Below are 20,472 nucleotides of genomic sequence, written 5' to 3' on the forward strand. Positions count from 1 at the left end.
ATGGACGCGCCACGACCCCGGACGGCGCCGTTGCCGTCCGGGGTCGCGATGGGGATGGTGCGTGAAGGGCGGGGGGAAGCCTCACGCACCCAGGCGGGCCCGCAGGCCCTCCAGCTCGTCGCGCAGCACGCTGGGCAGGTCGTCGCCGAACCTCGCGAACCACTCCTCGATCTGCGGCAGCTCCGCACGCCACTCGTCGGCGTCCACGGCCAGGGCGGCCTCGAGCTCGGCGGCGGTCATCTCGAGACCGTCGGTGTCGAGGGACTCCGGCGTCGGCACGTGCCCGATGGGCGTCTCCACCGCAGCGGCCTCGCCCTCGATCCGCTCGACCACCCACTTGAGCACGCGGCTGTTCTCGCCGAAGCCGGGCCACAGGAAGCCGCCGTCGCCGCCGTCCTCGAGGCGGGCGCGGCGGAACCAGTTCACGTAGAAGATGCGCGGCATCTTGGCGGCGTCCGCGTGCTTGCCCATGTCGACCCAGTGGCCGAAGTAGTCGCCGGCGTTGTAGCCGATGAACGGCAGCATCGCCATGGGGTCGCGCCGCACGACGCCGACCGCGCCGGTGGCGGCCGCCGTGGTCTCGGAGGAGAGGGTGGCGCCGAGGAACGTGCCGTGGTTCCAGTCGCGCGACTCGAAGACCAGGGGGACGGTGGTGCGCCGGCGTCCGCCGAAGAGGATGGCGTCGATCGGCACCCCCCGCGGGTCGTCGAACTCGGGCGCGAGGATGTCGCACTGGCGGATCGGGGTGCAGTAGCGGCTGTTGGCGTGGGACGACAGCTCCTCGCTGTCGGGGGACCAGTCCTCGCCCTTCCACGACGTGGCGTGGGCCGGCGGGTTCTCCAGCCCCTCCCACCAGACGTCGCCGTCGTCGGTGAGCGCGACGTTGGTGAAGACCGAGGAGCCCTTGGCGATGGTGCGCATGGCGTTCGGGTTGGTGTGCCAGTTGGTGCCCGGTGCCACGCCGAAGAAGCCGTTCTCGGGGTTCACCGCCCAGAGGCGTCCGTCCTCGCCGCGTCGCATCCACGCGATGTCGTCCCCGAGCGTCTCGACCTTCCACCCGGGGATGGTCGGCTCGAGCATGGCGAGGTTGGTCTTGCCGCACGCGCTGGGGAAGGCCGCGGCGACGTACTTCACCGAGCCGGCGGGGCTGGTGAGCTTGAGGATGAGCATGTGCTCGGCCAGCCAGCCCTCGTCGCGCGCCATGGCGGAGGCGATGCGCAGGGCGTAGCACTTCTTGCCCAGCAGGGCGTTGCCGCCGTAGCCCGAGCCGAAGGACCAGATCGCGCGCTCCTCGGGGAACTGCGAGATGTACTTGACCTCGTTGCACGGCCACGCCACGTCGGCCTCGCCGGGCTCGAGCGGGTGCCCCACGGAGTGGACCGCTTGGACGAAGTCGGCCTCGAGCTCCTCCATCCGGCGCAGCACGTCGGTGCCCATCCGGGACATGACCCGCATGGAGGCGGTGACGTAGGCCGAGTCGGTGACCTCGATGCCGAACATCGGGCGCTCGGCGTCGAGGTGGCCCATGACGAACGGGATGACGTACATGGTGCGCCCGCGCATGCAGCCGTCGTAGAGGCCGCGCATGCGCGCCTTCATCTCGGCGGGCGCCATCCAGTTGTTGGTGGGGCCGGCGTCGCGCTCGGCCACGGAGCAGATGTAGGTGCGGTCCTCGACGCGGGCGACGTCGATCGGGTCGGACGCGGCGTGGAAGCTGTTCGGCATCCGCTCCGGGTTCAGGCGGGTGAACGTGCCGACCGAGACGAGGAAGTCGGTGAGCTCGGTCCACTCCTGGTCCGAGCCGGTGCACCAGTGGATCTCGTCGGGCTGGGTCAGCGCGGCCACCTCGGCCACGAAGTCCAGGATGCCGCGGTGGCTGGTCGGCGCGGCCTGCTCCAGCGGCGTGGCGCCGGTGGTGTCCTCGGTCTCGAGGATCGCGGTCATCTGGTGCTCTCGCCTTCTCACGCCGGAGCGTGGGCCCTGCCCGGTCCGTGCCCGGGTCCGGACTCGTCGTGGTGCGAGCCCGGGGGCCCGCGGGACGTCTTCCGCGCGGCTTCGTCGACGCGGGGTCGGTGCGTTCCCCGCACGGATGTCTCACCGCCGTACGGGGTGCCGGTGACCATACAGCGGACATTAGCGTCCGACTATTAGAACGAGCCAAGACCGGAGACGTGGATCACAATGTCTCGTGCCACTGTTGCGGGACAGGTGTCATGCCCGTTTCCGGCCCGTTCTGGGTGGCATCCCGAGCGGCGCTGCCGGACGCTGGAGGAGTGAGGGGCGGAAGGCTGCGCGAGCCGTGGCCGGCGGGCGGCGGGCGCCGTGGCCGGGCGCGATTGGGACCTGGATGGGACCTGCGCTAATCTCTTCTGGTCGCACCGCGCAAGCGATGAGACGGGCGCCTGTAGCTCAACGGATAGAGCATCTGACTACGGATCAGAAGGTTTGGGGTTCGAATCCCTACAGGCGCGCAGCACCCGAAGGCCCGCTGGACACCAGTCCAGCGGGCCTTCGACATTTTCTCCTCCGGGCGCCGCCCCTCCCGGTGTCGCGGCGGCGCGCGCCCGCCCTCGGTGGTCGGCGCCACGAGCGCGCTCTGCAGCCGACGGCGGCGTTCCGGTCCCAGGCCTTGCTCCTTGCCTTTTGATAGCGCTTTCTGATAGCGCTATCTCCGTGTGACCGACGCCACAGACGGCGGCGGCGCAGAAGCCGGGTCCGGCGCAGGTCGGCCATCGGGGGCGACCCGGGCACGGCGGAGGAGCAGGGAGCACGGATGAGACAGCAGCAACGCAGGGTCGGCAGCCGCCGGGGGCTCGTCGCGTCGGCAGTGGCCGGGTCGCTGGCCGCGAGCGCGCTGGGCGTCGTCGGCGTCGTCGGCACCGCCGGACCCGCCGCGGCCGCCGGGGGCGAGACCATCGAGGTCGACCTCGGGCAGGCGACGGGCGCGTTCCGCGGCGGGGCCAGCGGTGGCCTGTACGCACTCAGCGACGAGGGGGTGCCCTCGCAGTCCGTGGTCAACGGCGCGCGGATCACCAACGTCTCGCAGAAGTCCCCGGACGGGGAGCAGCACCCCAACGGGGACGCCCTCGAGGTCGAGCGGAGCTTCTTCGCCGGCGCGGGGGAGGACATGTACGTCTACCTCCAGGACGACTACCCGGACTGGCCCTACCACGGGGGCGTGCGCCCGGGTGACGAGGACGGCGACGGCAGCTGGGACTACCTCGACGTGGTCCGCACGGCCGTGGAGAAGGTCGCCACGACCTCGGCGCACCCGGAGGCGTACGTCTTCATCCCGTTCAACGAGCCGGACGGGCAGTGGTACCAGGACTGGGGCGCGATGCGCGACCGGTTCCTCGCCGACTGGACCGCCACCTACGACGTCATCCAGGACGTCTACGCCGCGCACGGCCTGGGTCACGCCCGGGTCGGCGGGCCCGGTGACGCCGTCTGGCACGAGGACCGCACACGCGACCTCCTCACCTACGCCTCCGCCCAGGACGAGATGCCCGACGTCTTCGTCTTCCACGTGCTCCAGGACTGGTCGCTGGACCAGTTCCGCTCGAACATGGCGACCTATCGGGGCATCCTCGACGGCCTCGGCGAGCCCGAGGTCCCCGTCAACGTCACCGAGTACGGCCTGAGCAACGACATGGGCACCCCGGCCTACCTGCTCCAGTGGATGTCGGTGCTCGAGGACGAGAAGGTCGACGCGCAGACCGCCTACTGGAACTACGCCGGCAACCTCGACGACAACTCCTCGCGCACCAACGGCGCGAACCCGGGCTGGTGGCTGCTGAAGTGGTACGGCGACCTGGCCGGCAGCGACACCGTCGAGGTGACGCCGCCGGTGCTGAACCGGCTGCGCAGCCTCCAGGCGATCGCCACCGTCGACCGTGACGACCGCGAGGCCACGGTGCTGGTCGGCGGCTCCACCCAGGACATCACCGTCGACGTGTCCGGTGTCGACGCGGTGACGTTCGGCGGACGGTTGCACGTGCAGGTACGGGCCGCTCGTCTCAACGGCAAGGAGGGCGACACCCTCGAGCCGCCCGTGGTGCTGGCCCAGGACGTCGACGTGGTGGACGGGGCGGTCTCGGTGACCATCCGAACTCGCTCGACACCACCGCCTACCAGGTGCGGGTCACGCCGGTGGCCGCCACGTCGCTGCCGGTCTCCACGTCGCTCGTCGACTCCACGGAGGCCGAGGACGCCACGGTGGCCGGCGCCTCGGTCTACTCCCACGACAACCACTTCGCCTGGGAGCTGCCCGCCTCGTCCGGTCGTGACGTGGGCGGGTTCAACAACGCCGCCTCGTCCGTGACCTGGGACGTCACTGCGCCGAGCACCGGCGACTACCGGCTGAGCGTGCTCAGCGGGGCCAACCAGGCGCCGGGCGTGCACGCCCTCTTCGTGGACGGCGAGCTCGCCACCCTCGTCCACTACGGCGCGAACCTCGGCTGGAGCTATCGCGGCACGGCCCTGGTGGACCTCCCGCTGACCGCCGGGCAGCACACGCTCTCCCTGCGGGCCAGCCGCAACGGCACCGACGTCCTCCCCGGGGCCGACATCACGCTGGACAGGATGGACCTCTACGACGTGACCGCCGGCGAGCAGGCCACCTACCCCGCGACGGACGCACGGCTCTCGGGCGGCGCGAACCTCGACTGGGCCGACCCGGCCACCGCCGGCACGGCCCGGCTGGCCGACGGCGGGACCGCCACCTTCTACACGGCCAACGCGGGCGCCGGCTACCAGGACCTGGCGCTGCGCTACGCCACGACGGGCGGCTCGGACGTGACGGTCACCCTCGACGGGCGGGTCGTCCACCGCGCGAGCCCCGAGCGGGCCGGCACGTGGACGACCACGGTGCGGGCGTGGCTCTCCGAGGGCGTCCACGAGGTGCAGGTCTCCTCCGACGCCGGCGTGCTGCTCGACGACCTGACCACCCTGCGCGGCCCCGACCAGGTGGCCGCGGACGCCGACACCGCCGACGTCCTGGCCCTCGAGGCCGAGGACCTGCAGGCCGCCGGCAACGCCCACGCGAGCACGATCCCCGCGAACGTCGGGTCCAACGGCTCCGCGGACGCCTCGGGCGCGGTGACCAAGGTCGTGGACGTCGGGAACGGGCCGGGCAACACGCTCACCCTGACCCGGCCGACGGCGCTGGGTGCCGACGACTACGTGCTGACGTTCGGCTACGCCAACGCCGAGCGGGTGAGCGGGATCAACTACAACCCCCAGGTCGTCTCGCGGTTCCTCGACGTCGACGAGGTCGGGGGCTCGAGCACGCGGGTGCCGTTCCGGCACAACTACTCGTGGTCGAGCTTCTGGGACACCTCCGTGCCCGTGACCCTCACGACCGTCGGCGGCGACCTCGTGCTGGGCAACGACGAGGCCTACGGCCCGGACCTGGACACCGTCACCCTCGCCCGGGCGGTGGTCGCCACCAGCACGGTGCGGGAGCCGACGCCGCTGGGCGTGCGGCTCGAGGCCGGCCGGGTCACCGGCGAGCGGGTCACCTACCGGGTCGCCCTGACCGGCGACGGGGCCGAGGACGCGACGGTGACGGTCGCCTCCGCCGGCGACCCGGTGCTCCAGCAGCAGCCGCTGCAGCCGCGAGGCGAGGGGCGCAGCCGGACCCTCGCCCTGGTGCCGCGCGGTGAGGACGCGGGCACGGCCGCCCTCAGGGTGACCGCCGTCCTCGATGACCAGACGGTGCGCGAGGTCGTGCAGGTGCACGTGGGCGGGCCCGGCGCGGACGTCCTGACCGGCACCGAGGGCCCCGACGTCCTGCTCGGACGTGCGGGTGCGGACGTGCTGCGCGGCGGGGGAGGCGACGACGTGCTCGTCGGCGGTGACGGCCCGGACGACCTGGCTGCCGGACGCGGGGACGACCTCCTCGCCGGCGGCGGCGACGTGGACGACCTCGCCGGTGGCCCCGGCGCCGACCGCTTCGTCGGCCCCCGCGCCCAGGACGTCTGGGCGGACCTGGAGACGGCTGAGGGCGACCGCGTCGTCTGAGCCTCTCCAGCCCCCCGCCCGACGGGCGGACCCACGGCCCCGGCCTGACATCTGTCGGGTCGGGGCCGTGCTGCGGATCTCTCTGAAATTGATTTCTGATAGCGCTTGCAGATTTTCTTGAAAGCGCTATCTTGATGTGACTGCCACCACAGAGCGGGCTGCACGAGCAACCGGCCCGACCGAGGAGAACCGTCATCGACACCGTCCAGTGGGGCACCGACAGCCTCCGGCTCGAGATCGACCTGGGGCAGGACGCCCCGGCCGCCGTCTCCGCCGTCGTCCTGCACGGACGCCGCGTCGCGGTGGCCCACCCCGTCCCGCTGGCGGAGGTGCTGACGGTGGCGCACGGCCACGTGCCCGCCTCGAGCCGCCTGGCGGGCACCGCCCTCGGCTCCCGGCTCCGCGCCGTGCGCTGCGAGCGTGGCGAGGCCGACCGTGCCGCCCGCGGCGAGACCTGCGCCGTCGTCCAGGCCTCCGCCGCCGACGGCCTCGAGGTCACCACCACCTTCCGCGTCGTCGGCGAGGCCGCGGCCCTGCGGGTCGAGACCACCGTGACGAACACCGGCACCGCCCCCCACGTGCTGCGCTCGGTCACCTCCCTGGCCCTCGGGCTGGGTGGCGACCCGGCTCCGGTCGTCGGCGACTGGCGGGTGCTGGTGGGCCGCAACGACTGGCTCGGCGAGGGCCGCTGGGCCACCACCGCGCTGGCCGACCTCCTGCCGGCCATCGAGGAGGGCCTCACCGGCCACGACCCCCGCGGCTCGTTCGTGCAGCGCTCGCACGGCACCTGGTCCACCGGGGCGGACCTGCCCTACGGCGCGCTGGTCTCCGCCGAGCTGGGCCTGACCTGGGCCTGGCAGGTCGAGCACAACGGCGCGTGGCGCTGGGAGGTGGGCCAGGACACCGACGGCTGCTGGCTCGCGCTGGCCGGCCCCACCGACGTGGACAGCGGCTGGACCCGCGTCCTGGCGCCGGGCGAGTCCTTCACCACCGTCCCGGTCTCGGTCGCGCTGGGCGCCGACCTGGAGGCCGCGCTGGGGGAGATGACCGAGCACCGCCGCGCGTCCCGCCGGGCGCACCCCGACAACCAGGGCCTCGCGCTGGTCTTCAACGACTACATGAACACCATCGACGGCGACCCCACCACCGAGCGGCTGCTGCCGCTGGTCACGGCCGCGGCCGAGGCAGGTGCGGAGATCTTCTGCATCGACGCCGGCTGGTACGACGAGACCGGTGACTGGTGGGACAGCGTGGGCGAGTGGCTGCCGTCCACGACCCGGTTCCCCGGCGGGCTCGCGGAGGTCACCGACGCGATCCGCGCGCACGGCATGGTGCCCGGGCTCTGGCTCGAGCCCGAGGTGGTCGGCGTGCGCAGCCCGGTGGCCGACCGCCTGCCGGAGGAGGCCTTCTTCAGCCGACACGGGGTGCGCGTCGTGGAGCACGACCGCTACCACCTCGACCTGCGGCACCCCGCCGCGGTCGCGCACCTGGACGCGGTGGTCGACCGCCTGGTCGCCGACTTCGGCGTCGGCTACTTCAAGCTCGACTACAACATCGACCCGGCCACCGGCCCGGACCGCGACGCCGACTCCACCGGCGACGCGCTGCTCGCACACAACCGCGCGCACCTGGCCTGGCTCGACGGCGTCCTCGACCGCCACCCCGACCTGGTCCTGGAGAACTGCGGGTCCGGCGCGATGCGGATGGACCCCGCGATGCTCTCCCGCCTGGCCCTCCAGTCGACCTCGGACCAGCAGGAGCCGTGGCGCTACCCGCCGATCGCGGCCGCCGCGCCCCTGGCGCTGCTCCCCGAGCAGGCCGCGAGCTGGGCCTACCCCCAGCCGGGCATGAGCCCCGAGGAGAGCGCCTTCTGCCTGGTCACGGGTCTCGCCGGCCGCTTCTACCTCTCCGGCTTCCTCAACCGCATGACCTCGGCCGAGCAGGCGCTCGTGGTCGAGGCGGTCGAGGCGGCCAAGCGGCTGCGCAAGGACCTGCCCAGCACGCGCCCCCGCTGGCCCGGCGGCCTGCCGGGCTGGGACGACCCCTGGGTCAGCCTCGCCCTCGAGGACGGGGCGGGCACCACCCTGCACGTGTGGCACCGCGCCGGCGAGCGCAGCCACACCCTCTCTCTCCCGCACCTGCGAGGTCAGGACCTCGAGGTGCAGACGCTGTTCCCGGCCGGGCTCCCGGCCTGGGGCAGCACCTGGGACCCGGAGACCGGCGAGCTGGCGCTCGTCGCCACCGACGTCCCGGTCTCGGCGCGGACCTTCCGCATCCAGCCCCGGGCCGAAGGCCGGGGGAACCCATCGCCATCAGGCCACGACGTCGTGTCTGATGAGAACCCTGGAGGAAAAGAGTGAAGACGAACCTCAAGCGCCGGGTCGCCGGCGTCGCAGCCGTGGCGGTCGTGCTGCTCAGTGCCGCGTGCTCCGACCCCGGCTCCGGCAGCGCGGCCTCGTCCTCCGGCGAGTGGCCCGCGCAGGACGCCGACCTGTCCGGCACCACGCTCACGATCTGGGCCGCCCAGAACTCCAACAAGCTCCCCGACTCCGTCATCAGCGGCTTCGAGGACCTCACCGGGGCCGACGTCGAGGTGGTCACCATCCCCGACCCCTACGAGCAGGGCGTCCAGACCAAGGTCGCCACCGGTGACATGCCCGACCTCGCCTTCTGGCAGCCCACCGCCTCGCAGCTGACCGCGCTGAACGCGCGGACCAACCTGCTGCCGCTGGACGACGCGCCGTTCCTCGACGACTACGACCCGGCGCTGCGCGACATCACCGGCATCCTCGACGACACCCGCTACGCCGCCTTGATCAGCACCCCGGCCGTCGAGGGCGTCTACTACAACAAGGAGGTCTTCGAGAAGGCCGGCATCACCGACCTGCCGACCGACTGGGACTCCTTCGTCGAGCTCGGCCGCGAGCTGAAGAAGCAGGGCGAGACCCCGTTCTTCGAGATGGGCGCGGACCGCTGGGCCACCCAGTGGTGGGTCCAGGTGCAGCTCGCCGAGGCCGCCAACGACGGCCTGTGGGACCGCGTGAACGCCGGTGAGGAGTCCTTCACCGACCCCACGATCCAGGGCGCGATCGACACCTACTCCGACCTCATCGACGAGGGCCTGTTCAACAGCGACATCAAGACCGCCACCTTCGAGGACCAGGGCAAGGCGCTCCTGGACGGCGACGCCGCGATGGTCGTCCAGGTGAACTCCTTCTTCAGCCAGCTCCAGCAGCTGGCCGACACCGACGAGCTGGACCAGAAGATCGGCTTCTTCCCCATCTCCGCGGAGGGCAACGTCGGCACCTTCATCCCCGACCAGAGCAACGCGATGGTCGCCTTCGCCACGGGGGACGAGGCGCAGGAGTCGGCCGCCAAGCAGCTGCTCTCCTACTGGCTGGGCGACGGCTACGGCGACTTCGTCGAGGCCAACTCCACCGTCTCGCTGGAGCCCGGCGTGCCCACGCCCGACGGCGTCCCGCAGGCCCTGCTCGACGTGAGCGCCTCCCTCGGTGACTCCGCCGGCTCGATGCAGGCCCTGGCCATCGCGAACCCGGACCTGTACATCAACCTGGCGGACATGATCCAGGGCACCAAGCCGCCCGTGCAGGTCGCCGAGGCGACCCAGGAGCAGTTCGCCCAGCTGGCCAAGGCGCAGGGCGCCGAGGGCTTCTGACCCACCGAGCACGACACCGGTGCCGCCCGCCCCTCACCGGGCGGGCGGCACCCCGGAGGAACCACCCATGACCACCATCCTGGAACGCCCCACGGCCACGGAGGCCGACCCGGGGCACACGCCCCGACGGCGCCCGGCGTCCCGGTCGGACCACCCGCTGTGGTTCCTCGTGCCCGCCCTCGCGCTGCTCGGTGTCTTCTTCATCGCGCCGACGGTCTTCAACTTCGTCTACGCGTTCACGGACTGGTCGAGCTTCAAGACCGAGATCAGCTTCGTCGGCCTCGAGAACTTCCGTGACCTGCTGGGCAACGGCTCGCTGATCTCCGACCTGCGGATCACCGTGATCTACGCGGCGCTGGTGGCGGTCTTCCAGAACCTCTTCGGCCTGCTGCTGGCCCTGCTCCTGGAGCGGGACACCCGGGTCAACCGCTTCGCGCGGGTCGCGTTCTTCGTGCCCGTGATCATGTCCGCCCTGGCGGTCGGCTACGTCTTCCAGGCGCTGCTGAAGCCGGACGGCGGCCTCAACGCGATGCTCTCCTTCGTCCTGCCGGGCGAGGTGAGCGTGGCCTGGCTCGGCAGCACCACCTGGACGGTCGTCGTCGTGGCCCTCGTCCACGCCTGGAAGTGGATGGGCCTGTCGATGCTTATCTACCTCGCCGGCCTCAAGACCATCAGCGAGGACGTCCTCGAGGCCGCACGGCTCGACGGCGCCTCCTCGTGGCAGGTCTTCCGCCAGATCAAGTTCCCGCTGCTCGCCCCGGCCGTCACGTTCAACGTGGCCACCGCGCTGCTGGGCTCCATGAACGGCTTCGACATCGTCCAGGCCACGACCGAGGGCGGGCCCGGCGGCAGCACCGAGCTGCTCAACATCTTCATCTTCCGCACCTTCGGGCAGGGCCTGTTCGCCCAGGCGACCACGATGAGCCTCACGCTCTTCCTCGTCGTCGCGGTCCTCGCCTTTCCGGTGATCTACCTCCTCCGTCGACGGGAGCGTGTCCTGTGAGCGCCGTGTCCCTGCCCCCGTCCCCGGGGCGTGCTCCCGCGGCCCCGGCCGGCCCCACCGGCCCGCGGCGTCCGGGCCCGCTGGCCCGCTTCGGCCAGCCCGTCGTGGCGCTGGGCGCGGTCGCGCTGCTGCTGGGCGTGCCCTTCTGGCTGATCCTGGCCACCGCGTCCAAGCCCCACGCCGAGGCGCTCGACCCGGACCTCTCCGCGCCCTCGCGCTGGCAGCTGGGGGAGAACGTCGCGACGGTGGTGCAGGACGGGCACATGGTCAGCGCGTTCCTCGGCAGCCTGCTGGTGATGGTGCCCTCGGTGCTGGTGGTGCTGGTCCTGGGGTCCATGGCGTCGTGGGTGCTGGCCCGGCGGGCGACGCGTCCCCTGGCCGTCGTCTACGCACTGTGCATCAGCGGGATCGTGCTGCCGCCGGCGGTCGTCACCATCGTGCTGCTCCTGCGCCAGCTCGGGCTCGCCGGCACCGCCGTGGGCATGATCGGCGTCTACTGCGGCATGTACCTCTCGACGGTGATCTTCTTCGTCACCGGCTTCGTGCGGACGATCCCCACCGAGCTCGAGGAGGCCGCCCGAGTCGACGGGGCAGGGCCGGTCCGGGTGTTCTTCCAGATCGTCTTCCCGCTGCTGCGGCCGGTGCTGGCCACCGCCACGATCCTCATCTGCCTCTACATCTGGAACGACGTCTTCTACGCGCTGTTCGTGATCGGCGGCCGGATCGACACCCTGCCGCTGAACCTCTACCAGGTGGCCAGCTCGGGGCTGTACCTGCAGAACTGGGAGCTGATCTTCGCCTACATCGTCGTCATGAGCCTGCCGCTGCTCGTCGTCTTCGCCCTCGCGCAGCGGCGTATCATCTCCGGCGTCACGGGTGGAGCGGTCAAATGACGAGGCGGGGAACGCGATGAGCACGAGGCCCCTGCCCGCCACCAAGGCGCCGACGATGGCGGACGTGGCTCGGCTGGCGTCCGTCTCCGTGCCCACGGTCTCCCGGGTGCTGAACGGCAACGTGAACGTCAGCCAGAGCAAGCGCGAGCGCGTGCTCGACGCCGTCAAGGAGCTGAACTTCCGCCCCAGCTTCGCCGCGCGGGCACTGGCCTCGGCCCGCCCCGAGGCCGTCGCCGTCGTCTCGGGCAACACCTCCCAGTACGGCTACGCCGAGACGCTGCGGGGCATCGAGAACACCTGCCGGCGCGAGGGCCTGAGCACGATCATCTCGGTGATCGACTCCGACGAGCCGGCCGAGGTGGATCGCGTCGTCTCCCAGGTGCTCTCCCAGCCGATCGTGGGCGTCATCGTGCTCAAGTTCGACCCGCCGGGCGTCGCCGTGCTGGACCGCCTGGTCGACAAGCTGCCCGTCGTGGCCGTCAGCGGGCTGCGCGACACCCGCGTCTCCCAGGCGATGCTCGACGAGACCCGGGCCGCGGAGGAGCTGACCGGCTACCTCCTCGACCTGGGCCACGCCACCGTCCACCACGTGCGGGTGCCGCCGTCACGACGCGAGGACGGCCGCACCACCGGCTGGCGACGTGCCCTGCGGCGCGCCGGCAAGGAGGTGCCCGAGACGCTGGACGCGACGTGGGAGCCGGCCAGCGGCCGCGCCGTCGGGCGGCGGCTCGCCGAGGACGACGGCGTCACCGCGGTGTTCTGCGGCAACGACGAGATCGCCATGGGCGTGGTGCGCGGCCTCAACGACGCCGGCCGCCGGGTGCCCGAGGACGTCAGCGTCGTCGGGTTCGACGACCACCCGCTCTCCGAGCTCTGGGCGCCGTCGCTGACCACCGTCCGGCAGGACTTCCACGGCCTGGGCTCGCGGGCCGTGCAGCTGCTCGGCGCCGAGATCGAGGACGCCGACAACGTCGGTCGGCTCTCGAACGAGCGGCCGGCTGTCGTCGTCCGCGACAGCGCCGCACCGCCGCAGGCCTGACCAGCGGTGCGCGGGCAACCCTCCGGCGGCGGTCATCGGTTACGGAGCCACCGCCGCTCCGACGCGTCCTCCCAGCCCTAGGCTGACCCCCATGCCCGCCCGCCGTTCCTCGCCGAGCATGGCCGACGTGGCGGCGCACGTCGGTGTCTCGCACCAGACCGTCTCCCGCGTGCTGAACAAGTCCCCGCTCGTGCGGCCGGAGACCCGCGAGCGGGTCGAGCAGGCGATGAAGGAGCTGGGCTACCGGCGGAACTCGGCCGCCCGCGCCCTGGTCACCAACCGCTCGGCGCGGCTGGGGATGGTCTCGGCCCACCTGGCGCTGCACGGTCCGAGCCGGATCGCCGCATCGGTCGACGCCGCGGCCCGGGAGGTCGGCTACGACGTCTCGTTGGTCGGGCTGGAGACGGTCTCGCCGAGCACCGTCCGGGTCGCGGTCGAGCGGCTGCTCGACCAGGCGGTCGAGGCCGTCCTCGTGGCCGCCGCGCACCGTCCGGCGATCGAGGCGGCCCGCGCGATGGACCTCCCGGTGCCGCTCGTCCTCGTGCAGGGCGTCGAGCCCGGCGACCACCTGGCCGTCGGGATCGACCAGGTCGCGGGCGCACGCGCCGCGGTCGGGCACCTGCTCGACCTCGGTCACCGCCGCGTCGCGCACGTCGCCGGCCCGCTCGACTGGGCCGAGGCCGTCCAGCGCCGCGAGGGCTGGCTGGCCGCGCACCGCGAGCGCGACCTCGAGCCCGGCCCGGAGCTCGCGGGGGACTGGTCGGCGGCCGGTGGCCACGCCGCGGGCGCCCTGCTCGCGGCCGGCGACGACGTGACCGCCGTCTTCGCCGCCAACGACGCCACCGCGATGGGGCTGCTCAAGGCCCTGCACGACGCCGGTCTGAGCCTGCCGGACGACCTCAGCGTCGTCGGCTTCGACGACAGCCCCGAGGCGGCCTACACCTGGCCGGCGCTCACGACCGTCGCCCAGCGGTTCAGCGAGCTGGGGGAGCGTGCTGTCGGGCTCGCGCTCCAGGCCATCGAGGGCGGGACGGGCCGGCCGCCGACCCCGGTGCCGCTGCTCGTGCCGCACCTGGTCGTGCGCGACTCCGCTGCGCGGGCCTGATCCGTCGAGATGCGGGAGGCGAGCTCTTGACGCGGTGAAATGTTAGCGCTCACAATGAGCCACGTCACACGGTGCCAGGGACCCCGGCACCCCATCGAGACCCCGAGGGCAGCCCGCATGAGCATCACCGCCGACGTCGTCGACACCGTCCTGGGCCTGCGCCGCGAGGTCGCCGGCCTGCACCGGCACCTCACCGACTACGGCCTCGTCGTGTGGACGGCCGGCAACGTCTCGGCCCGCGTGCCCGGCCACGACCTGCTGGTGATCAAGCCCAGTGGCGTCGCCTACGACGACCTCACGCCCGAGAACATGGTCGTCTGCGACCTCGACGGCCGCGTCGTGGAGGGCGAGCACGCCCCCTCGTCCGACACCGAGGCCCAGGCCTACGTCTACCGGCACCTGCCCCACGTGGGCGGCGTGGTGCACACGCACTCGACCTTCGCCACCGCCTGGGCCGCCCGCGGCGAGCCGGTGCCCTGCGTGCTGACCATGTGCGCCGACGAGTTCGGCGGCGAGATCCCCGTCGGCCCGTTCGCGATCATCGGCGACGACTCCATCGGCCGCGGGATCGTCGAGACCCTGCGCGGCAGCCGCTCGCCCGCCGTCCTCATGCGCAACCACGGCGTCTTCACCGTGGGTCCGACCGCCAGGGCCGCCGTCAAGGCCGCGGTCATGTGCGAGGACGTGGCGCGCACCGTCCACCACGCCCGGGCCCTCGGCACGCCGGTGCCCATCGAGCAGTCGGCGGTCGACGCGCTCTTCGACCGCTACCAGAACGTCTACGGCCAGCGCTGACCGCGACCGGCCCGATCAGGAGAACCCCGTGAACGACGCCCGCCCCCAGGTCTGGTTCCTCACCGGCAGCCAGGGCCTCTACGGCCCCGAGACGCTCGACCAGGTCGCTGCCCAGTCCCGCGAGATCGCCGAGCGGCTCGCGGCCCGCCCGGGCCTGCCCGTCGAGGTCGTCTGGCAGCCCGTCCTGCTCGACGCCGGCTCCATCCACCGGCAGATGCTCGCCGCCAACAGCGACCCCGACTGCGTCGGCGTGATCGCCTGGATGCACACCTTCTCCCCGGCGAAGATGTGGATCTCCGGGCTCGACGCGCTGGCCAAGCCGCTGCTGCACCTGCACACGCAGCACGGCGTGGAGCTGCCGTGGTCGACCATCGACATGGACTTCATGAACCTCAACCAGGCCGCCCACGGCGACCGCGAGTTCGGGTACGTGCAGTCGCGCCTCGGCGTGGCCCGCAAGACCGTCGCCGGCCACGTCTCCTCGCCCGAGGTCGGACGCCGGGTCGAGGCCTGGGTCCGTGCGGCGCTCGGTCGGCACGAGCTGCGGAACCTGCGCCTGGCGCGCTTCGGCGACAACATGCGCGACGTCGCGGTCACCGAAGGCGACAAGGTCGACGCCCAGCTGCGCTTCGGCGTCTCGGTCAACACCTACGGCGTCAACGACCTGGTCGCCGTGGTGGACGCGGTGGAGGACGCCGACGTCGACGCGCTCGTCAAGGAGTACGCCGACCTCTACACCGTCGACCCGGCCCTGCTGCCGGGCGGCGAGCGCGAGGACTCCCTGCGCTACGGCGCCCGCGTCGAGGTGGGGCTGCGGCGGTTCCTCACCGACGGCGGCTTCGGCGCCTTCACCACCAACTTCGAGGACCTCGGCGGCCTGCGGCAGCTGCCCGGGCTGGCCGTCCAGCGACTCATGGCCGACGGCTACGGCTTCGGCGGCGAGGGCGACTGGAAGACGTCGGTGCTGCTGCGCGCCGTGAAGAGCATGGGCGCCGGCCTGCCCGGCGGCACCTCGTTCATGGAGGACTACACGTACCACCTGGTGCCCGGCTCGGAGAAGATCCTCGGCGCCCACATGCTCGAGGTCTGCCCGACCATCACCAGCGCCACCCCGACCCTCGAGGTCCACCCGCTCGGCATCGGCGGACGCGAGGACCCGGTGCGCCTGCGGTTCGTCGCCGACAGCGGCCCCGGCATCGTCGTCGGCATCTCCGACATGGGCGACCGGTTCCGGCTGACGCTCAACGAGGTCGACCTGGTGCAGCCGGACGAGGACCTGCCGCGGCTGCCCGTCGCGTGCGCGGTCTGGGAGCCGCGTCCCTCGCTCTCCACCTCCGCCGAGGCGTGGCTGATGGCCGGCGCGCCCCACCACACCGTGCTCTCCACCGCGGTCGACCGCGAGGTGCTCGAGGACTTCGCGGACGCGGTGGCCACCGAGCTCGTGGCGATCGACGGGTCCACCACCACGCGGGGCTTCCAGCGCGAGCTGCGCTGGAACGCGGCCTACCACCGTCTCGCCGAGCGGCTCTGATGAGCGAGAGCACCGCGGCCCGGGCCGTGCGCGAGGGGGAGGCCGTGCTCGGCATCGAGCTCGGCTCCACCCGGATCAAGGCCGTGCTCGTCGGGCCCGACCAGGCCACGATCGCCACCGGCTCGCACGCCTGGGAGAACCGGTTCGTCGACGGCCTGTGGACCTACGACCTGGACGACGTCGTGGCCGGCGTCCGCGCTGCCTACGCCGCGCTGGCGGCCGACGTGGAGCGCCGCCACGGGACCCCGCTGACCCGGCTCGCCGCCTGTGGCGTCTCGGCGATGATGCACGGCTACCTGGCCCTCGACGCCGACGGCGCGCTGCTCACGCCCTTCCGCACGTGGCGCAACACCCACACCGACCGGGCGGCCGCCACCCTCAGCGACGCGCTCGAGGTGAACATCCCGCTGCGCTGGAGCGTCGCGCACCTCTACCAGGCGGTGCTGGACGAGGAGGAGCACCTCGGACGCCTCGCGCACCTGACCACGCTCGCCGGCCTCGTGCACCAGCGGCTCACCGGCGAGCGCGTGCTCGGCGTCGGCGACGCCAGCGGCATGTTCCCGGTGCTCGACGGGGACTGGGACGCCGCCCGCCTGGAGCGCACCGACGCCCTGCTGGCCGGTTCCGCCGTGCGCGGGGGCCTGCGGCCGCTCCTGCCGCGGGTGCTGAGAGCCGGCGAGCCCGCCGGCCACCTCACCGAGGACGGCGCCCGCTTCCTCGACCCCACCGGGACGCTCGAGCCGGGCGCGGCCGTCTGCCCGCCCGAGGGCGACGCCGGCACGGGGATGGTCGTCACCCGCTCCGTGGCGCCCGGCACCGGCAACGTCAGCGCCGGGACGAGCATCTTCACGATGGTCGTGCTGGAGGGCGCGCTGGCCGGGCGGCACCACGAGATCGACCTGGTCACGACGCCGGCCGGCGACCCGGTCGCGATGGTGCACTGCAACAACGGCGCCAGCGAGCTGGAGGCCTGGGCGCGGCTCTTCCACGAGGTCGCGGCGGCCGTCGGTTCTGCGGCCGACCCCGGCACGGTCTTCGATGCCGTCGTCCGCACCGCCCTGGACGGGGCGCCGGACGGCGGTGGCCTGCTCGCCTACAACTACCTCTCGGGCGAGCCGGTGACCGGGCTCGAGGCGGGCCGCCCGCTCGTCGTGCGGCGGCCCGACAGCACCCTGAGCCTGGCGACCTTCATGCGTGTGCAGCTCTCGTCCGCGTTCGCGACGCTGCGGCGGGGGATGGACGTGCTCTCGGAGAGCGAGGGCGTGCGGGTCGGGCGGATCTTCGCCCACGGCGGCCTGTTCACGACCCCCGGCGTCGCCCAGCGGCTGCTCGCCGCGGCGCTGGACACCCCGGTCAGCGTGGCCGACGGCGCCACCGAGGGCGGTGCCTGGGGCATCGCCCTGCTGGCCGCCTACGGCGTCCGCGAGCGGCGCGACCTCGACCTGACCGCGTGGCTGGCCCACGTGCTCGGCGACGAGCCGACCGCGCTCGAGCCCGACCGCGCCGACGTCGCCGGCTTCGAGGCGTTCATGAAGAGCTGGTCGGCCGCCCTCGTGGTCGAGCGCACCGCCGTGCGGGCGGTGTGAGCGTGCCCGACCCGCGGGGCAGGCTCCTCGGCACCCTGGACGACGGCCGCCCGGTGCGCGCCCACGTCATCGGTGCGGCCCCGGGGCCGCTGGTGGAGGTGCTCGACCTGGGGGCCGCCGTCCGCCGTCTCGAGGTGACGGGCGGGGACGGGGTGCGCCGCGACGTCACCCTCGGCTACGCCGGCGCGCAGGAGTACGCCGACGGCGGCTACTTCCTCGGCGCCGTGGTCGGCCGGTACGCCAACCGCATCGCCGACGGCACCTTCACCCTCGACGGCCGCGCGGTGCGGGTGGGCACCTCCGACCGCGGGCACCACCTGCACGGCGGGCCGGCCGGCTTCGACACCCGGACGTGGGACGTGCTCTCCCACGGCCCGGACCACGTCGAGCTGGGCCTGGTCAGCGAGGACGGGGACCAGGGGTTCCCCGGCCGGCTCGCCGTCACCGCCCGCTACGAGGTGGCCGGCGAGACCGTCCGCCTGGTGCTCGGCGCCGAGGCGGACGCCCCCACCCTCGTGAATCTCACCAGCCACCTCTACCTCGACCTCGACGGCCACGGCGTGGACGACCTGCTGCTCGAGGTGCCCGCCGACGGCTACCTGCCGGTGGACGCCACCGGCATCCCTCTCGGCCCGGTGGAGCCCGTCGAGAGCACCCCGTTCGACCTGCGGGAGCCCACACGCCTGGGGGACGTCGCCAGGTCAGGCCACCCGCAGGTGGCCGCGGCCCAGGGGCTGGACCACAACCTGGTCGTGCGCGGCACCGGGCAGCGCACGGTGGCGACGCTGACGTCCGCGCGGACCGGCACCCGCGTGACGATCGGGAGCGACCGGCCGGGCCTGCAGGTCTACACGGGCAACTTCCTGGACGGTCGGCACCCGCGCCGCGACGGCACCCTGCTGCGTCAGGGCGACGGGATCGCGCTGGAGCCCCAGCTCTTCCCCGACACCCCGCACCACCCTCACTTCGGGTCCGCGGTGCTGCGGCCGGGGGAGACCTACCGGCACGAGATCACCTGGACGTTCGGGGCCTGACGTCCTGGCCTGCTCACTCCAGCAGGTCGCCCTCGAGGTCGGCGAGGGTCGCGACGAGCCGCTCCGTGTCCGTCGCGGTCCAGCCCTCGGGCGGCAGCACCTGCGCCCAGGCCCGGGCCGGCGCCTGGCCGAACTCGTGGCCCTGGCCGTCGGGCACCTCGGTCGCCACCACCTGGTCGGCGGCGAGCTGGAGCATCGTGACCACGGGCAGCCACCCGGTCTCGGGGAGCACGTCGCGCCCGGCGGGCTCCTCGGCCCAGTCGGGCTCCGAGAACGCCAGCGACCAGTCCCACCAGGTGATGGGGTCGTTGGCGTGCTGGAGGTAGCCGACCCGGGTGCCCGTCCAGGGCCCCGGGTCGGTCCAGTCGGACTCCTGGTCGGCGAAGCGAACGACCGTCCCGCCGTCGTAGGTGGGCAGCACCTCGGGCGTGCCGGGGTCCCGCTCGGTGGTGAAGCGTGACCACAGCCGGTTGTTGGCGGTCGGACCCACGAACAGGGCGCCGTCTGTGCGGGTGGCGAGGTCCTGCGCGCCGCTGAACGCGGCCTCACCGCCGAACGAGCCGAGGCTCTCGCCGCTGACCACCAGCAGCGGGCGGGCGTCGGCCGGCAGCGTCACCCAGTGTGCGTAGACCGCGTCGAACAGCAGCCTGCCGGCGTCCTGCGCGCGCTCCTGGTCGACCAGGTAGGACATCCAGCTCGGCAGGTAGGAGTACTGGATGCTGACGGTGGCGGTGTCGCCGCCCCACATCAGCTCCAGGGCGCGGGCCTGGTCCTCGTTGACCCAGCCGCGCCCCGTGCCGGTGGCGACGTTGAGCACGGCCCGGTCGAAGCCGCCGGCGCGCACGAGCTCGGCGACGGCGAGGTCCGCCTGAGCGGCGAGGTCCTGCTCGTCGCTGCCTGCCGGCGCCCCGACGTAGGCGCGCACGGGTTGCTCGGCGTCGGTGCCCGTGAACGCGGCGACCTGCTCGGTGCTCAGCGCGTTGGTGACGAAGACGCGGCCCTGGCGGCCGAGGTCCTCCCACGCCACCAGGGAGTCCGGGCTGCCGGAGAGCTCGGTGGCCGCGGGGGCGTCGACGTCGGAGGTGTAGTCGTCGTTGATGCCGGCGAAGGTGCGGTCCAGCGCCCCGACGACCGCGCCGCCGAGCACGCCGGTGGCCAGGCCCCACAGCACCCAAGCGACCAGGGCGGCGCCCACGGTCAGCGCGAGGCGCGGCGGCAGCACTCGTCCGACCTGCGTGGCCGTCCACGCCCCCAGGCGGCGCACGCCCCGAGCGGCCGCGACGAGGAGGACGAGGAGCACGGCGGTGAGCAGCACCTGCTTCACGTCGGCACCGACGCCGTCGCGTGGCACGCCCACCGCGTCGCGCAGCCGGTCGTCCCACCGGTGGCCGAGCACCAGCGCCACCAGCGTCCCGAGGGCGCCGAGGCCGGCGATCCAGGGTCGGGCCAGGCGCCGCGCCTGAGGCCCGCCCCACGAGCGACCACCCTGCACGACCCAGCCGACGAGCGCCCCGGCGCCGTAGCCGAGGAACGCGCACACGGCCGAGACGAGCGCCTGGAGGACGGGGCCCAGCGGCAGGAGCGAGGGGGTGAGCGAGGCCCACAGGCCGAGAAGGGCACCGACGGCCGGTGCCGGGTCGACGGTGGGCAGCCGGTCGCGCACCCGGCGCGCCGCCCGCACCCAGGGCGCGGGCGTGAGCAGCGTGCTGCCCCCTTGGTCGGGGCGCCGGTCGTCGAGGTTCGGGCCGTCGAGGTTCGGGTCGTCGGTGCCGACGGAGGGGCTCACCCT

The 20,472-nt window shown here is 73.2% G+C and carries 14 protein-coding genes and 1 tRNA gene; 13 read left to right on the forward strand and 2 right to left on the reverse strand.

Going from position 1 to position 20,472, the window contains the following annotated elements; translation table 11 throughout:
* Positions 1 to 81: 81 nt before the first annotated feature.
* Positions 82 to 1,944 (reverse strand): phosphoenolpyruvate carboxykinase (GTP), encoded by a 1,863-nt coding sequence (locus M8330_RS12505; RefSeq protein WP_250827596.1) that lies wholly within the window; start codon positions 1,942 to 1,944, stop codon positions 82 to 84.
* Positions 1,945 to 2,398: 454 nt separating this feature from the next.
* On the opposite strand from M8330_RS12505, the gene M8330_RS12510 reads away from it, so the two are divergent.
* From M8330_RS12510 to M8330_RS12570, 13 genes are all read left to right on the forward strand, one after another.
* Positions 2,399 to 2,471: transfer RNA gene (locus tag M8330_RS12510), tRNA-Arg, on the forward strand.
* A 302-nt stretch (positions 2,472 to 2,773) separates the two neighbouring features.
* Positions 2,774 to 4,321 (forward strand): hypothetical protein, encoded by a 1,548-nt coding sequence (locus M8330_RS12515; RefSeq protein WP_250827597.1) that lies wholly within the window; start codon positions 2,774 to 2,776, stop codon positions 4,319 to 4,321.
* Positions 4,216 to 6,021: a hypothetical protein gene (locus M8330_RS12520; RefSeq protein ID WP_372490209.1), complete on the forward strand. Its 1,806-nt coding sequence runs from the start codon at positions 4,216 to 4,218 to the stop codon at positions 6,019 to 6,021. The genes M8330_RS12515 and M8330_RS12520 overlap by 106 nt, the downstream gene beginning before the upstream one ends.
* A 302-nt stretch (positions 6,022 to 6,323) precedes the next feature.
* A complete protein-coding gene (locus M8330_RS22465) occupies positions 6,324 to 8,381 on the forward strand; it encodes a glycoside hydrolase family 36 protein (protein WP_250827598.1) in 2,058 nt (685 codons plus the stop codon).
* Positions 8,378 to 9,697: an ABC transporter substrate-binding protein gene (locus M8330_RS12530; protein WP_250827599.1), complete on the forward strand. Its 1,320-nt coding sequence runs from the start codon at positions 8,378 to 8,380 to the stop codon at positions 9,695 to 9,697. The genes M8330_RS22465 and M8330_RS12530 overlap by 4 nt, the downstream gene beginning before the upstream one ends.
* Positions 9,698 to 9,764: 67 nt before the next feature.
* Positions 9,765 to 10,700, forward strand: a complete 936-nt coding sequence (locus M8330_RS12535) for a carbohydrate ABC transporter permease (protein ID WP_250053498.1) — start codon at positions 9,765 to 9,767, stop codon at positions 10,698 to 10,700.
* Positions 10,697 to 11,593, forward strand: a complete 897-nt coding sequence (locus M8330_RS12540; protein ID WP_250827600.1) for a carbohydrate ABC transporter permease — start codon at positions 10,697 to 10,699, stop codon at positions 11,591 to 11,593. The genes M8330_RS12535 and M8330_RS12540 overlap by 4 nt, the downstream gene beginning before the upstream one ends.
* Before the next feature lie 16 nt (positions 11,594 to 11,609).
* Positions 11,610 to 12,632 carry a LacI family DNA-binding transcriptional regulator gene (locus tag M8330_RS12545; protein ID WP_250827601.1) on the forward strand — a complete coding sequence of 341 codons (1,023 nt, stop codon included), beginning with the start codon at positions 11,610 to 11,612 and terminating at the stop codon, positions 12,630 to 12,632.
* A gap of 91 nt (positions 12,633 to 12,723) precedes the next feature.
* Positions 12,724 to 13,737, forward strand: coding sequence for a LacI family DNA-binding transcriptional regulator (locus M8330_RS12550; protein ID WP_250827602.1), 1,014 nt, complete (start codon positions 12,724 to 12,726; stop codon positions 13,735 to 13,737).
* Between the two features lie 117 nt (positions 13,738 to 13,854).
* Positions 13,855 to 14,532, forward strand: a complete 678-nt coding sequence (locus M8330_RS12555) for an L-ribulose-5-phosphate 4-epimerase (protein WP_250053523.1) — start codon at positions 13,855 to 13,857, stop codon at positions 14,530 to 14,532.
* A 28-nt stretch (positions 14,533 to 14,560) separates the two neighbouring features.
* Positions 14,561 to 16,063 carry an L-arabinose isomerase gene (gene araA / locus M8330_RS12560; RefSeq protein WP_250827603.1) on the forward strand — a complete coding sequence of 501 codons (1,503 nt, stop codon included), beginning with the start codon at positions 14,561 to 14,563 and terminating at the stop codon, positions 16,061 to 16,063.
* Entirely contained in the window at positions 16,063 to 17,649 is a 1,587-nt protein-coding gene (locus tag M8330_RS12565) for an FGGY-family carbohydrate kinase (protein WP_250827604.1), read from the forward strand. Before araA ends, M8330_RS12565 begins: the two co-directional genes overlap by 1 nt.
* 2 nt (positions 17,650 to 17,651) lie before the next feature.
* Entirely contained in the window at positions 17,652 to 18,683 is a 1,032-nt protein-coding gene (locus M8330_RS12570; RefSeq protein ID WP_250827605.1) for an aldose epimerase family protein, read from the forward strand.
* Between the two features lie 13 nt (positions 18,684 to 18,696).
* Here the strand turns inward: M8330_RS12570 and M8330_RS12575 are convergent, their stop codons facing one another.
* The gene (locus tag M8330_RS12575; RefSeq protein WP_250827606.1) at positions 18,697 to 20,469 is read right to left on the reverse strand and encodes an alpha/beta hydrolase; all 1,773 of its coding nucleotides are present in this window, start codon (positions 20,467 to 20,469) and stop codon (positions 18,697 to 18,699) included.
* Positions 20,470 to 20,472: the final 3 nt, after the last annotated feature.

The organism is Nocardioides bruguierae (genome assembly GCF_023656415.1).
GTDB lineage: Bacteria > Actinomycetota > Actinomycetes > Propionibacteriales > Nocardioidaceae > Nocardioides > Nocardioides bruguierae.